This is a genomic window from Pseudomonas sp. B8(2017), assembly GCF_002113575.1.
In the GTDB taxonomy this organism is placed as follows: domain Bacteria; phylum Pseudomonadota; class Gammaproteobacteria; order Pseudomonadales; family Pseudomonadaceae; genus Aquipseudomonas; species Aquipseudomonas putida_Z.
On record NZ_NEIO01000005.1, the window covers coordinates 294,705 to 308,620 of the forward strand.

Annotated in this window: 12 protein-coding genes; 9 read left to right on the forward strand and 3 right to left on the reverse strand. The window is 63.5% G+C overall.

Features of this window, described 5'->3' with window-relative positions; all coding sequences use genetic code 11:
• The first annotated feature begins 93 nt into the window (after positions 1 to 93).
• From CAG22_RS11035 to CAG22_RS11060, 6 genes are all read left to right on the forward strand, one after another.
• Positions 94 to 1,380, forward strand: coding sequence for an ABC transporter substrate-binding protein (locus CAG22_RS11035; RefSeq protein ID WP_085705468.1), 1,287 nt, complete (start codon positions 94 to 96; stop codon positions 1,378 to 1,380).
• 160 nt (positions 1,381 to 1,540) lie between these two features.
• Positions 1,541 to 2,449, forward strand: coding sequence for a carbohydrate ABC transporter permease (locus CAG22_RS11040; RefSeq protein WP_085705469.1), 909 nt, complete (start codon positions 1,541 to 1,543; stop codon positions 2,447 to 2,449).
• Positions 2,442 to 3,287, forward strand: coding sequence for a carbohydrate ABC transporter permease (locus CAG22_RS11045; protein WP_085705470.1), 846 nt, complete (start codon positions 2,442 to 2,444; stop codon positions 3,285 to 3,287). Before CAG22_RS11040 ends, CAG22_RS11045 begins: the two co-directional genes overlap by 8 nt.
• A 3-nt stretch (positions 3,288 to 3,290) precedes the next feature.
• The gene (locus CAG22_RS11050; RefSeq protein ID WP_013971127.1) at positions 3,291 to 4,445 is read left to right on the forward strand and encodes an ABC transporter ATP-binding protein; all 1,155 of its coding nucleotides are present in this window, start codon (positions 3,291 to 3,293) and stop codon (positions 4,443 to 4,445) included.
• A gap of 101 nt (positions 4,446 to 4,546) precedes the next feature.
• Positions 4,547 to 5,839, forward strand: a complete 1,293-nt coding sequence (locus CAG22_RS11055) for a carbohydrate porin (RefSeq protein ID WP_230397116.1) — start codon at positions 4,547 to 4,549, stop codon at positions 5,837 to 5,839.
• Between the two features lie 116 nt (positions 5,840 to 5,955).
• Positions 5,956 to 6,810 carry a D-hexose-6-phosphate mutarotase gene (locus tag CAG22_RS11060; protein WP_085705471.1) on the forward strand — a complete coding sequence of 285 codons (855 nt, stop codon included), beginning with the start codon at positions 5,956 to 5,958 and terminating at the stop codon, positions 6,808 to 6,810.
• Here the strand turns inward: CAG22_RS11060 and hexR are convergent.
• The gene (gene hexR / locus CAG22_RS11065) at positions 6,803 to 7,666 is read right to left on the reverse strand and encodes a DNA-binding transcriptional regulator HexR (protein ID WP_169774905.1); all 864 of its coding nucleotides are present in this window, start codon (positions 7,664 to 7,666) and stop codon (positions 6,803 to 6,805) included. The two genes, CAG22_RS11060 and hexR, sit on opposite strands and share 8 nt — an antisense overlap.
• Positions 7,667 to 7,877: 211 nt before the next feature.
• Between hexR and zwf the strand changes: the two genes are divergently transcribed.
• Genes zwf through CAG22_RS11080 form a run of 3 tightly spaced genes read left to right on the forward strand, consistent with a single transcriptional unit; the run spans position 7,878 to position 10,745 of the window.
• Positions 7,878 to 9,347 (forward strand): glucose-6-phosphate dehydrogenase, encoded by a 1,470-nt coding sequence (gene zwf, locus CAG22_RS11070; protein ID WP_085616745.1) that lies wholly within the window; start codon positions 7,878 to 7,880, stop codon positions 9,345 to 9,347.
• Positions 9,334 to 10,047 carry a 6-phosphogluconolactonase gene (pgl, locus tag CAG22_RS11075; protein ID WP_085705472.1) on the forward strand — a complete coding sequence of 238 codons (714 nt, stop codon included), beginning with the start codon at positions 9,334 to 9,336 and terminating at the stop codon, positions 10,045 to 10,047. The genes zwf and pgl overlap by 14 nt, the downstream gene beginning before the upstream one ends.
• Positions 10,048 to 10,064: 17 nt before the next feature.
• Positions 10,065 to 10,745 (forward strand): bifunctional 4-hydroxy-2-oxoglutarate aldolase/2-dehydro-3-deoxy-phosphogluconate aldolase, encoded by a 681-nt coding sequence (locus CAG22_RS11080; RefSeq protein ID WP_015269102.1) that lies wholly within the window; start codon positions 10,065 to 10,067, stop codon positions 10,743 to 10,745.
• Positions 10,746 to 10,983: 238 nt separating this feature from the next.
• On the opposite strand, the gene leuA is transcribed toward CAG22_RS11080, so the two are convergent.
• Positions 10,984 to 12,657: a 2-isopropylmalate synthase gene (gene leuA / locus CAG22_RS11090; RefSeq protein ID WP_075043907.1), complete on the reverse strand. Its 1,674-nt coding sequence runs from the start codon at positions 12,655 to 12,657 to the stop codon at positions 10,984 to 10,986.
• Between the two features lie 431 nt (positions 12,658 to 13,088).
• The gene (locus CAG22_RS11095) at positions 13,089 to 13,916 is read right to left on the reverse strand and encodes a M23 family metallopeptidase (RefSeq protein WP_085587547.1); all 828 of its coding nucleotides are present in this window, start codon (positions 13,914 to 13,916) and stop codon (positions 13,089 to 13,091) included.

A 13,916-nucleotide genomic window follows, 5' to 3' on the forward strand; every position in this document is an offset into this window, starting at 1 on the left:
CGCTTCGTTACCTGGCGAGGCGAGCACGCTGTTTAGACTTCATGCAACGCAAGCGATCGACTTGCACGGCATAACAACAAGAAAGGTGCTTCGATGAATTCCACGCTCCGTCTCGCTGCCGCAATCTCACTGGCCTCCTTGTTCCCGCTGAGTGCCTTGGCTGCCGATGCCAAAGGCAGTGTCGAGGTCGTGCACTGGTGGACCTCCGGTGGTGAAAAAGCGGCGGTCGATGTGCTCAAGGCCCAGGTCGAAAAAGATGGCTTCACCTGGAAAGACGGCGCCGTCGCCGGTGGTGGTGGTGCCACCGCCATGACCGTGCTCAAGAGCCGCGCCGTGGCCGGCAACCCGCCGGGTGTCGCGCAGATCAAGGGCCCGGACATCCAGGACTGGGCGGCCACCGGCCTGCTCGACGCCGATGTGCTCAAGGGCGTGGCCAAGGACGAAAAGTGGGACTCCCTGCTCGACAAGAAGGTCGCGGACACCGTGAAGTACGACGGTGACTATGTCGCCGTGCCAGTGAACATCCACCGCATCAACTGGCTGTGGATCAACCCCGACGTCTTCAAGAAGGCTGGCATCGACAAGGCGCCAGCCACCCTCGACGAATTCTACGCCGCCGCCGACAAGCTCAAGGCCGCCGGCTTCATCCCGCTCGCCCATGGCGGCCAACCGTGGCAGGACAGCACCGTGTTCGAAAGCGTGGTGCTGGCGGTGATGGGGGCCGATGGCTACAAGAAGGCCATGGTCGACCTCGACAGCGCGGCCCTGACCGGCCCGCAGATGGTCAAGGCGCTGACCGAACTGAAAAAGGTCGCCACCTACATGGACCCGGATGGCAAAGGCCAGGACTGGAACCTGGAAGCGGCCAAGGTCATCAACGGCAAGGCCGGCATGCAGATCATGGGCGACTGGGCCAAGAGCGAATGGACCCTGGCGAAGAAAACCGCCGGCAAGGACTATCAGTGCGTGCCATTCCCCGGCACCGACAAGGCGTTCCTGTACAACATCGACTCGCTGGTGGTGTTCAAGCAGAACGACGCCGGCACGTCTGCCGGCCAGCAGGATATTGCCCGCAAGGTGCTGGGCGAGGACTTCCAGAAGGTCTTCAGCAGCAACAAGGGGTCGATCCCGGTGCGCAACGACATGCTGGCCGACATGGGCAAGTATGGCTTCGACGCCTGCGCGCAAACCTCCGCCAAAGACTTCCTGGCCGATGCCAAAAATGGCGGCCTGCAGCCGAGCATGGCGCACAACATGGCCACCACGCTGGCCGTGCAGGGCGCGTTCTTCGATGTGGTGACCAACTACATCAACGACCCCAAGGCCGACCCGGCCGATGCGGCGAAGAAGCTGGCGGCGGCGATCCAGGCTGCCCAGTAAAACGCTGACGGCCCTATCGCCGGCAAGCCGGCTCCCACAGGATTTTCATTGCCTTTGAAAATTGTGGGTTACCTGTGGGAGCTGGCTTGCCGGCGATAGGGCCAGTACCGACAACACAAAAGGCAGTGCCCCACACTGCCTGGGCTTTGGGTACCAAATCATGACCACAGCAACCGCCCAACTGCGGGCCTCACCCCTGGACGCGCTACAGCGCTGGCTGCCCAAGCTGGTGCTGGCGCCGAGCATGTTCATCGTCCTGGTGGGCTTCTACGGCTACATCCTCTGGACCTTCGTCCTGTCCTTCACCACCTCGACCTTCCTGCCGACCTACAAATGGGCCGGCCTGGCGCAGTACGCCCGGCTGTTCGACAACGACCGCTGGTGGGTGGCAAGCAAGAACCTGATGCTGTTCGGCGGCCTGTTCATCGCCATCAGCCTGGTCATCGGCGTAGTGCTGGCGGTCTTGCTGGACCAGCGCATTCGTCGCGAAGGTTTCATCCGCACCATCTACCTGTACCCCATGGCGCTGTCGATGATCGTCACCGGCACCGCCTGGAAGTGGCTGCTCAACCCCGGCATGGGCCTGGACAAGCTGCTGCGTGACTGGGGCTGGGAGGGCTTTCGCCTGGACTGGCTGATCGATCCCGACCGGGTGGTGTACTGCCTGGTGATCGCCGCCGTGTGGCAGGCCTCGGGCTTCATCATGGCAATGTTCCTCGCCGGCCTGCGTGGCGTCGACCCGTCGATCATCCGCGCCGCGCAGATCGACGGCGCCAGCCTGCCGCGCATCTACTGGCGCGTGGTACTGCCCAGCCTGCGCCCGGTGTTCTTCAGCTCGCTGATGATCCTCGCGCACATTGCCATCAAGAGCTTCGACCTGGTGGCGGCCATGACTGCCGGCGGCCCAGGCTACTCGTCCGACCTGCCGGCGATGTTCATGTATTCGTTCACCTTCAGCCGCGGCCAGATGGGCATGGGCTCGGCCAGCGCCATCCTGATGCTCGGGGCGATCCTGGCGATCCTCGTGCCTTACCTGTACTCGGAGCTGCGGAGCAAACGCCATGCATAGCCCTCTCGACAAAGCGGTGCTTAGCCCGAGCCGCATCGCCATCCACGCGGTGCTGTTGCTGGCGGTGCTGCTGTACCTGGTACCGCTGGTGGTGATGCTGCTGACCAGCTTCAAGACCCCGGAAGATATCAGCACCGGCAACCTGCTGAGCTGGCCGGCAGTATTTACCGGCATCGGTTGGGTCAAGGCCTGGAGCACGGTCAGCGGTTACTTCTGGAATTCGATCATGATCACCGTGCCAGCGGTGCTGATCTCCACCGCCATCGGCGCGCTGAACGGCTATGTGCTGTCGATGTGGCGCTTCCGCGGTTCGCAGCTGTTCTTCGGCCTGCTGCTGTTCGGCTGCTTCCTGCCGTTCCAGACTGTACTGCTGCCGGCCTCGTTCACCCTCGGCAAGCTCGGCCTGGCCAGCACCACGACCGGCCTGGTGCTGGTACACGTGGTCTACGGCCTGGCCTTCACCACGCTGTTCTTCCGCAACTTCTACGTAAGCATCCCCGATGCGCTGGTCAAGGCCGCGCGCCTGGACGGTGCCGGGTTCTTCATCATCTTCCGCCGCATCATCCTGCCGATGTCCACGCCGATCATCATGGTCTGCCTGATCTGGCAGTTCACCCAGATCTGGAACGACTTCCTGTTCGGCGTGGTGTTCTCCAGCGGCGATTCGCAACCGATTACCGTGGCCCTGAACAACCTGGTCAATACCAGCACCGGGGCCAAGGAATACAACGTCGACATGGCGGCGGCGATGATCGCCGGCCTGCCAACCCTGCTGGTCTACGTGGTGGCAGGCAAATATTTCGTCCGCGGGCTGACTGCTGGCGCGGTAAAGGGGTAAGTCATGGCAACGCTCGAACTTCGCAATGTGAACAAGACCTACGGCAGCGGTTTGCCGGACACCCTCAAGGACATCCAGCTGTCGATCAAGGATGGCGAGTTCCTGATCCTGGTCGGCCCCTCGGGCTGCGGCAAGTCGACCTTGATGAACTGCATCGCCGGGCTGGAGCAGATCACCGGCGGCGCGATACTCATCGACCAGCAGGACGTCAGCGGCATGAGCCCCAAGGACCGCGACATCGCCATGGTGTTTCAGTCCTACGCGCTGTACCCGACCATGAGCGTGCGCGAGAACATCGAGTTCGGCCTGAAGATCCGCAAGCTGCCGCAAGCTGCAATCGACGAGGAAGTGGCGAGGGTGGCCAAGCTGTTGCAGATCGAGCACTTGCTGGCACGCAAGCCGGCGCAGCTGTCCGGTGGCCAGCAACAGCGCGTGGCCATGGGCCGGGCGCTGGCACGGCGGCCGAAGATCTACCTGTTCGATGAACCGCTGTCCAACCTCGATGCCAAGTTGCGCGTCGAGATGCGCACCGAAATGAAGCTGATGCACCAGCGCCTGAAGACCACCACCGTGTACGTCACCCATGACCAGATCGAGGCCATGACCCTGGGCGACAAGGTGGCGGTGATGAAGGACGGCATCATCCAGCAGTTCGGCACCCCGCAGCAAATCTACAACGATCCGGCCAACCAGTTCGTCGCCAGCTTCATCGGCTCGCCGCCGATGAATTTCATCCCGGTGCGCCTCACGCAACAGGACGGGCGCCTGCTGGCCGTGCTCGACAGCGGCCAGGCGCGTTGCGAGCTGCCCTTGGGAATGGCCGCGGACGAGATGGATGGCCGCGAGGTCATCCTCGGCATCCGCCCCGAGCAGATTGCCCTGGGCGCAGCCGAGGGCAATGGCCTGCCCGGCATTCGCGCCGAGGTGCAGGTGACCGAGCCCACCGGGCCAGACCTGCTGGTATTCGTCACCCTCAACCAGACCAAGGTCTGCTGCCGCCTGGCGCCGGATGTGGCGTGCCGGGTCGGCGATAACCTGAACCTGCAATTCGACCCAGCCCGGGTGCTGCTGTTCGACGCCGCCAGCGGCGAGCGCCTGCACCTGGCCACCACTGCTGCAACCATGAAAGACAACGTGGCGCACTTCAAGGGCCGATAACTCGTCTACACCATCAAATAAGAAAAAGAGGACGCAAAGGGATGGAACAGCGCAAACGCATCAGGACATTGGGCTCGCTGGCCTTGCTCGCGCCACTGGCGATGGCTGTTGGCAGCAGCGTTCAGGCTGCCGAAGCTTTCTCCAGCGAATCGAAGTGGATGACCGGCGACTGGGGCGGCACCCGCACCGAGTTGCTGGAAAAGGGCTATGACTTCACCCTCGATTACGTCGGCGAGGTTGCCGGTAACCTGCACGGTGGATACAACGACGACAAGACTGCGCGCTACAGCGACCAGTTCGCCCTCGGCGCGCACCTGGACCTGCAGAAAATCTTTGGCTGGCACGACGCCGAGTTCAAGCTGGCGATCACCGAGCGCAGCGGCCGCAACCTGTCCAACGACCGCATCAGCGACCCGCGCGCCGGGCAGTTCAGCTCGGTGCAGGAGGTGTGGGGCCGCGGCCAGACCTGGCGCCTGACCCAGATGTGGGTCAAGCAGAAGTACTTCGACGGCGCACTGGACGTCAAATTTGGCCGCTTCGGCGAGGGCGAGGACTTCAACAGTTTCCCCTGCGACTTCCAGAACCTGGCCTTCTGCGGCTCGCAGGTGGGCAACTGGGTTGGCGGCATCTGGTACAACTGGCCGGTCAGCCAGTGGGCGCTGCGGGTGAAATACAACATCACCCCGGAATTCTTCGTTCAGGTCGGTGCCTTCGAGCAGAACCCTTCCAACCTGGAAACCGGCAACGGCTTCAAGCTCAGTGGCAGCGGCACCAAAGGCGCGATCCTGCCGGTGGAAGCGGTGTGGTCACCCAAGGTCAATGGCCTGCCGGGCGAGTACCGCCTGGGTTATTACTACAGCACGGCCAAGGCCGACGATGTGTTCGATGACGTCAACGGCAACCCGCAGGCGCTGACGGGCGAGGCCTTCAAGTCGCACTCCAGCAAGCATGGCTGGTGGGTGGTGGCACAGCAGCAGGTCACTGCCCATGGCGGCGATGTAAACCGTGGCCTGAGCCTGTTCGCCAACTTCACCGTGCACGACAAGGCCACCAACGTCGTCGACAACTATCAGCAACTGGGCTTGGTCTACAAAGGCGCATTCGACGCCCGGCCCAAGGACGATATCGGCTTCGGCGTGGCGCGCATTCATGTGAATGACGATGTGAAGAAACGCGCCGAACTGCTCAACGCCCAGAGCGGCATCAGCGATTACGACAACCCAGGCTTCGTGCCGCTGCAGCGTACCGAGTACAACGCCGAGCTCTACTACGGCTTCCACGTCACCAACTGGCTGACCGTGCGGCCCAACCTGCAGTACATCAAGAGCCCCGGCGGCGTGGATGAGGTGGACAACGCGCTGGTCGCAGGGTTGAAGATTCAGTCGTCATTCTGAGAGCAATTGTTGTAAATTTACGCCAATCCACTTCGGTACCCGGCAACCACTGGTCTTCAGTGGTTGTCGGGGATAGGCCGAGACAGCGCTATCTCAAACAACAAGAGCTCTGAACCATGCCCGAACATCCGCTCCATCGCTTCTTCACCTCGCAGCGGCCCCGGCCGACATTCGAGTGGGAGCGTTACCAGCAGCGCGATGTGCTGATCATCGACCATCCCCGTTGCCAGGCGGTGTTCAGCCGCCAGGGTGCGCAACTGCTGCATTTTCAACCAGTGGGTGAACGGCCCTGGCTGTGGTGCGCCGAGCAGTGGCCGCAGGTGGGGGCGATCCGCGGTGGCGTGCCGGTGTGCTGGCCATGGTATGGACGCCACCCCAGCGAGGACTTGTGGCCCGCCCATGGCTGGGCGCGCCTGCTCGACTGGAAGCTGGTGGACAGCCGTGAGGACGAGGAGGGCGTAACCCTGAAATGGCGGCTGGACCTGTGCGACTGGCAGGTCGACCTGCATGCCCGGTTGGGTAGCCGCATGGAGCTGAGCCTGAGCACCGAGCACCAGGACAGCGAACCCTGTCAGCTGAGCCATGCCCTGCTGGCCTACTGGCGCATCAGTGACGTGTCCGAGATAGCGCTGTCCGGGCTGGAGGATATCGAAGGCTACGACCGTCTGAACCGCCAGGCCTGCCGTGAAGATGGCGCGCTGAAGCTCAAGGGCGGTTGCCAGAAGGTCTACCCCGGCACGCCGCGGGTGCAATTGCAGGACCCGGCCTGGCAGCGCGAGCTGTGCATCGATACCGGTGACAGCGACGACACGGTGGTGTGGCACCCGGGCAACCGCCCGCTGATGGGCGTGACCGGGCGTGAATGCCAGCGCTTCGTCTGTGTCGAGGCCGCCAGCGGCAGTGGCGAGGGCCTGAGCCTGGCGCCGGGGCAGCGTGCCCACCTGCGCCTGCAGGCGCACCGGCTCAGTTGAGCTCGTCGTCCTCGATCGGGTAGCGGCTGGCGTTGAGGCTTTCCTTGATCTTGCGCAGGTGCGGCTGGAAGTCCACGCCGCGACGCAGGGTCATGCCGGTGGCCAGCACATCGAGCACGGTCAGCTGGATGATCCGCGAGGTCATCGGCATGTAGATGTCGGTGTCTTCCGGCAGCGGAATGTGCAGGCTCAGGCTGCAGGCATTGGCCAGTGGCGAACCGGCAGCGGTCAGGCCCAGTACCGAGGCGCCGTTTTCCCGGGCCAGGCGGGCCACCTCGACCAGTTCACGGGTGCGCCCGGTGTAGGAGATGATGACGAACAGGTCGCCGGTGTGCGCCACCGAGGCCAGCATGCGCTGCATCAGCACGTCGGCGTGGGCCGATACTGCCAGGTTGAAGCGGAAGAACTTGTGCTGGGCGTCCAGCGCCACCGGGGCCGAGGCGCCCAGGCCGAAGAAGTGGATCTGCCGGGCCTGGATCATCATGTCCACGGCACGGCTGACCTGTTGCGGGTCGAGCTGCTGGCAGGCGCTGTCGAGCGAGGCGATGGCACTGGCGAAGATCTTCTGGGTGTAGGCTGCCGGGTCATCGTCAGCCTCCACCGCGCGGCTGACGTAGGCGGCGCCGCTGGCCAGGCTCTGCGCCAGCTGCAGCTTGAGCTCGGGGTAGCCGCTGACGCCGAACGAGCGGCAGAAGCGGTTGACGGTCGGTTCGCTGACCTTGGCCGCCTGGGCCAGCGCAGCGATGCTGAAACGGGTGGCTTGTTGCGGATTGAGCAGGATGACTTCGGCGACTTTGCGTTCGGCCTTGTTCAGCTCGTCGAGGCGGCCCTGGATCTGTTCCAGGAGGTTTCGCACGCGGTCCATGGGTGTGTCCTTGGGTCGGGAAGACAGCCGGCTGTTGGAGCAGCAGGCTTTTTGCACGGTCGTCTATCGTACTGTCGGCGCGGTTGACGTACCACTTGTCTGTAACACTTGTGTGTAATGTTGTGGTTTTTACTACATTATCCCTTGAAAACCGTATGTGAAAGCGGTATTCCTAGACCAACTTTAGGAAAGAACCAACATCATGGCTGCGATCAGTGTCGAACCTTGCACCTTTGCCCTGTTTGGCGCCCTCGGCGACCTGGCATTGCGCAAGCTGTTTCCTGCGCTCTACCAGCTCGACCGGGCCAACCTGTTGCACCCGGAAACCCGCCTGCTGGCGCTGGCCCGCGAGGCCGGTAGTGCGCAGGGCCACCTGGACAGTATCGAAGCGCACCTGCGCCGGCATGTGCCCGAGGCCGATATCGAGCCCGCCGCGCTGGGCCGTTTCCTCGCCAGGCTGAGCTACCAGCACCTGGACTTCCTCCAGCCCGAGGGCTACCAGGCCCTGGCCGAGCAGTTGCCGGGCGAGCTGCCGCTGATCGCCTACTTCGCCACCGCTGCGGCGGTGTACGGGGCCATCTGCGAAAACCTCGACAAGGCCGGGCTGGCCGAACGCACCCGGGTGGTGCTGGAGAAGCCCATTGGCCACGACCTGGAGTCGTCGCGCCGGGTCAATGATGCCGTGGCGCGGTTCTTCCCAGAGAGCCGGGTCTACCGCATCGACCACTACCTGGGCAAGGAAACGGTGCAGAACCTGATCGCCCTGCGTTTCGCCAACAGCCTGTTCGAAACCCAGTGGAACCAGAATTCCATCTCCCATGTGGAGATCACCGTCGCCGAGAAGGTCGGTATCGAAGGCCGCTGGGGCTACTTCGACAAGGCCGGCCAGCTGCGCGACATGATCCAGAACCACCTGCTGCAGCTGCTGTGCCTGATCGCCATGGACCCGCCCAGCGAACTGTCGGCCGATGCCATCCGTGACGAGAAGGTCAAGGTACTCAAGGCCCTGGCACCGATCACCGGTGAAGGGCTGAGCACCCGTGTGGTGCGCGGCCAGTACATCGCCGGCTACAGCGATGGCAAGCCGGTGCCTGGTTACCTGGAAGAAGACAACGCCAACGCCCAGAGCGACACCGAAACCTTCGTCGCCCTGCGTGCCGACATCCGCAACTGGCGCTGGTCGGGGGTGCCGTTCTACCTGCGTACCGGCAAGCGCATGCCGCAGAAGCTGTCGCAGATCGTCATCCACTTCAAGGAAACGCCGCACTACATCTTCGCCCCGGAACAGCGATTGCAGATCGGTAACAAGCTGATCATCCGCCTGCAACCGGACGAAGGCATCTCTTTACGGGTGATGACCAAGGAGCAGGGCCTGGACAAAGGCATGCAACTGCGCAGCGGCCCGTTGCAGCTGAATTTCTCCGATACCTGGCGCAGTGCACGGATTCCGGATGCATACGAGCGGCTGTTGCTCGAAGTGATGCGCGGTAACCAGAACCTGTTCGTGCGCAAGGACGAAATCGAGTATGCGTGGAAGTGGTGCGACCAGCTGATCGCCGGCTGGCGTAACGCGGGCGATGCGCCCAAGCCATACGCGGCAGGCTCTTGGGGGCCGATGAGCTCGATTGCACTGATCACACGCGATGGGAGGGCGTGGTATGGGGATATCTGAACTGAAACTGCCAGCGGCTGTGAAGGTACACGAGCTGGCGGATGCCAAAGCTCTGGCCGCAACCCAGGCCCATGACGTGGCCGAGCGCCTGCGTGCGGCCATTGCCGCCAAGGGCCAGGCCTGCGTGGTGCTGTCCGGTGGCCGCAGCCCGGTGCCGTTCCTCGAGCAGCTGGCCAGCGAAAACCTCGACTGGGCCAAGGTCACCGTCAGCCTGGCCGATGAGCGCTGGGTGCCGGTGGAGCACGCCGACAGCAACGCCGGCCTGCTGGCCCGCCACCTGTTCAAGGGCGCGGCGGCCAAGGCCCGCTTCGTTGGCCTTTACCAGCAGGCGGAGAACCTCGATGCCGCCGCGGGCAAGGCCGATCAGGCCCTGGCCGAGCTGCCGCCGATCGACGTACTGGTGCTGGGCATGGGGGATGATGGCCATACCGCTTCGCTGTTCCCTGCCAGCCCCAACCTGGAGGCAGGCCTCGACCTGGCCAACCCACGCCGCTGCCTGCCTTTGCTGGCACCGAGCGTACCGCGCCAGCGCCTTTCGATGACCCGCTCGCTGCTGGCCAGTTCCGCCTTTACCGCGCTGTCCCTACAAGGGCAGGGCAAACTCGCTACCCTGCGCGCCGCGCTGGCTGGCACCGACCTTTCCGAAATGCCGATACGCGCTTTTCTTCACGCCCCCCTGGACATCTACTGGTGCCCATGAGCCAAGGATCCACAGTCATGACCACCCTCGAACGCCCACAGCCCAAGCTCTCGATGGCCGACAAAGCCGCACGGATCGACGCCATTTGCAAAGAGGCGCGCATCCTGCCGGTGATCACCATCGCCCGTGAGGAAGACATCCTGCCGCTGGCTGACGCCCTGGCCGCCGGCGGTATCCGTACCCTGGAAGTGACCTTGCGCTCGCAATATGGCCTGAAGGCCATCCAGGTGTTGCGCGAGCAGCGCCCGGAGCTTTGTGTCGGTGCCGGCACCGTGCTCGATCGTGGCATGTTCGCCGCGGTTGAAGCTGCGGGTGCGCAATTCGTCGTTACGCCAGGCATTACCCAAGACATTCTCGAAGCTGGTGTGGACAGCGAGATCCCGCTGCTGCCAGGCATCAGCACGCCGTCCGAAATCATGATGGGCTACGCCCTGGGCTACCGCCGCTTCAAGCTGTTCCCGGCGGAGATCAGCGGCGGGGTAGCGGCGATCAAGGCCTTTGGCGGCCCGTTCGGCGATATTCGTTTCTGCCCTACGGGCGGGGTGAACCCGGCCAACGTGCGCAACTACATGGCGCTGCCCAATGTGATGTGCGTGGGTGGTACCTGGATGCTCGACAGCAGCTGGATCAAGAACGGCGACTGGGCGCGGATCGAAGCGTGCAGTGCGGAAGCGATGGCGCTGCTGGACGCCAACTGAATTTGTTGTGTGCTTTACGGCTTGTGGGGCGCTTGGTCGGCGCCCCTTTTTTTTGCCTGGAGATCTTGCAGCGCCTGTACCGGCCCTTTCGCGGGCTTGCCCGCTCCCACAGGATTGCGCCGCTCTCGGGAGCTGTGCAGTACCTGTGGGAGCGGGCAAGCCCGCGAAGAGGCCGGCACAGGCCAACAAAAAAGCCCGCATCAAACGATGCGGGCTTTCTCATTCATTGCGGTACGGCTCAGGCCGCCTTGGCTTCCTGCAGGCTCAGCGAGCGGTTCAGCGCGCTGAACAGTGCCTTGAAGCTGGCCGTGGTGATGTTTTCATCGATACCCACACCATGCACCGGGCGGCCACCGGCCACACGCAGTTCGATATAGGCCGCGGCCTTGGCATTGGTACCGGCGCCAATGGCATGCTCGTTGTAGTCCATGATCTCCACGGCAATCGGCAGGCCGGCCACCAGTGCTTCCAGCGCGCCGTTGCCCTTGCCGCGCCAGTGCAAGGTGGTTTCGCCTTCACCGGCAACTTCCACTTCCACGGCGCTGTGGCCGTTCTCTTCCTGCAGGCGGTGGCTGACCAGCGCGTACGGGGCGTTGGCCTGGAGGTATTCCTTGTGCAGCAGGCTGTAGATCTGCTGGGCAGTCATTTCCAGGCCCAGGCGGTCGGTTTCACCCTGTACTACCTGGCTGAACTCGATCTGCATGCGGCGCGGCAGGCTGATGCCGTATTCCTGCTCGAGCAGGTAGGTGATGCCGCCTTTGCCCGACTGGCTGTTGACGCGGATTACCGCCTCGTAGCTGCGGCCGATGTCGGCCGGGTCGATCGGCAAGTAAGGCACTTCCCACAGCTCGCCTTCCTGCTGCTTGGCGAAGCCCTTGCGGATGGCATCCTGGTGCGAGCCGGAGAACGCGGTGTGGACCAGGTCGCCCACGTACGGGTGGCGCGGGTGCACCGGCAGCTGGTTGCACTCTTCGACCACCTTGCGCACGCCGTCGATGTCGGAGAAGTCCAGCAGCGGGTCGATGCCCTGGGTGTAGAGGTTTAACGCCAGGGTCACCAGGTCGACGTTACCGGTACGCTCGCCGTTGCCGAACAGGCAGCCTTCGGCGCGATCGGCACCGGCCATCAGGCCCAGTTCGGTGGCGGCAATGCCGGTACCACGGTCGTTGTGGCAGTGCAGGCTGATGATCACGCTGTCGCGACGGCTGACATTGCGGCAGAACCATTCGATCTGGTCGGCGTAGATGTTCGGGGTGGACACTTCCACGGTGGCCGGCAGGTTGAGGATGATCTTGTGCTCGGGGGTCGGGTTCCACACCTCGATGACCGCGTCGCAGACTTCCTTGGCGAACTCCATCTCGGTGGCGCTGAAGGTTTCCGGCGAGTACTGGAAGGTCCACTGGGTTTCCGGCTGCTGGGCGGCGTACTTGACGAACAGCTTGGCCGCGTTCACCGCGATGTCCTTCACGCCTTGCTTGTCCTGGTTGAAGACGATGCGGCGGAACGACGGGCTGGTGGCGTTGTACAGGTGGACGATGGCCTTCTTCGCGCCGCGCAGCGACTCGAAGGTGCGGGCGATGAGGTCTTCACGGGCCTGGGTGAGCACCTGGATGGTGGTGTCGTCCGGGATGTGGCCGTCTTCGATCAGCGTGCGCACGAAATCGAAATCGGTCTGCGAAGCGGACGGGAACGAGGCTTCGATTTCCTTCACGCCAACCTGCACCAGGGTCTTCCAGAAGCGCAGTTTCTTCTCCGAATCCATTGGCTCGATCAGCGACTGGTTGCCATCACGCAGGTCGGAGCTGCACCAGATTGGCGCGGCGGTGATGGTCTTCGACGGCCAGGTACGGTCAGGCAGGTCGATAGTCGGGAAAGCGCGGTATTTCTTCGAAGGGTCTTTGAGCATGGTCATGGAAGCAATCCTTTTGTGTGCGGCCGAGATCGGGCCTGCCGAGCGATAACGAGATGAAAGGCGAGGCGACGCGATTCAGCCTGGTAGTCGGGCGCTGACCAGGCAGAGGCTGCGATGTTGTCGGAGCAGGATGAGGGTGCTGAAGGTTTTCATGCCTTCAACCCTAACCAGTGGGGTGGGGGATGGCAAGCGTTCAGGAAAAATTGAGAGGAATGCTTAAAAAAAGCTGAAAGGCGAGATTTTATCGCTGTAATTTTCTGAGTACTTCTCGATTTTTGCGCAGTATTTTTCGATGGCGCAACACCTTGGAAGCGAGTTTACCTGCTCTGGCCTCATCGCCGGCAAGCCAGCTCCCACAGGATTACCACAGGCCTCGAATCCTGCGCGGGACCTGTGGGAGCGGGCATGCCCCCGAAGCAGGCGCCGCGATCTCAGGGCTGGAACGCGCCAATGAAAATCGCCGGATCCACCCGCGCATCGTTCAGGCTGACGTTCCAGTGCATGTGCGGCCCGGTAGCCCGCCCGGTCGAGCCCACACGCCCCACCACCTCGCCCCGGCGCAACTGCTGCCCCACCTGCACATCGATCTTCGACATATGGCAGAACATGCTGATAAAGCCCTGCCCGTGGTCGACGAACACCGTACGGCCATTGAAGAAGTAATCGCCCACCAGAATCACCTTGCCATTGGCCGGGGTCTTGATCGGCGTGCCGGCCGGCACCGCGAAGTCCAGCCCGGCATGCGGGTTGCGTTCTTCGCCATTGAAGAAACGGCGCACGCCGAATTTGCTCGACAGCGGGCCACTGACCGGCTTGTCGAGGATCAGGTTGCTCGGCAGGGTCGGGCTGAAGCTGCGATAGGCCTTGATCTGCTCGGCCAGCTCACGGTCGATGCGCTTGAGGTCGGCCGGGTTCGGGTTGACCTGGCGGGTGTTCTTCAGGGTGATGCGCTGCTCGGGGTATTTCTTGCTACCGACCGTGAAGGGCAGGGTACGGCCGCCCTGGCTCAGCACCGCGGTGCCGGGCTTCTGGGTCAGCGGGATGCCAACGATGGCCAGCCAGTTGTCCTGTTCTTTCACCACCAGCACCGGCTTGCCGTCGAAGCGGGCGCTGGGCGCGCTGGCGGCGGGGCCGAGGGCGACCACCGCCACGCCGCCGGGTACCGGCTTGTTCAGCGTGCGGGTGATGTAGCTGGCCTGGGCGCCGCCGGCCAGCAGCAGGAGGGAAAGGGCAAGCAGGGGCGCGAGCAGGCGGGGCAT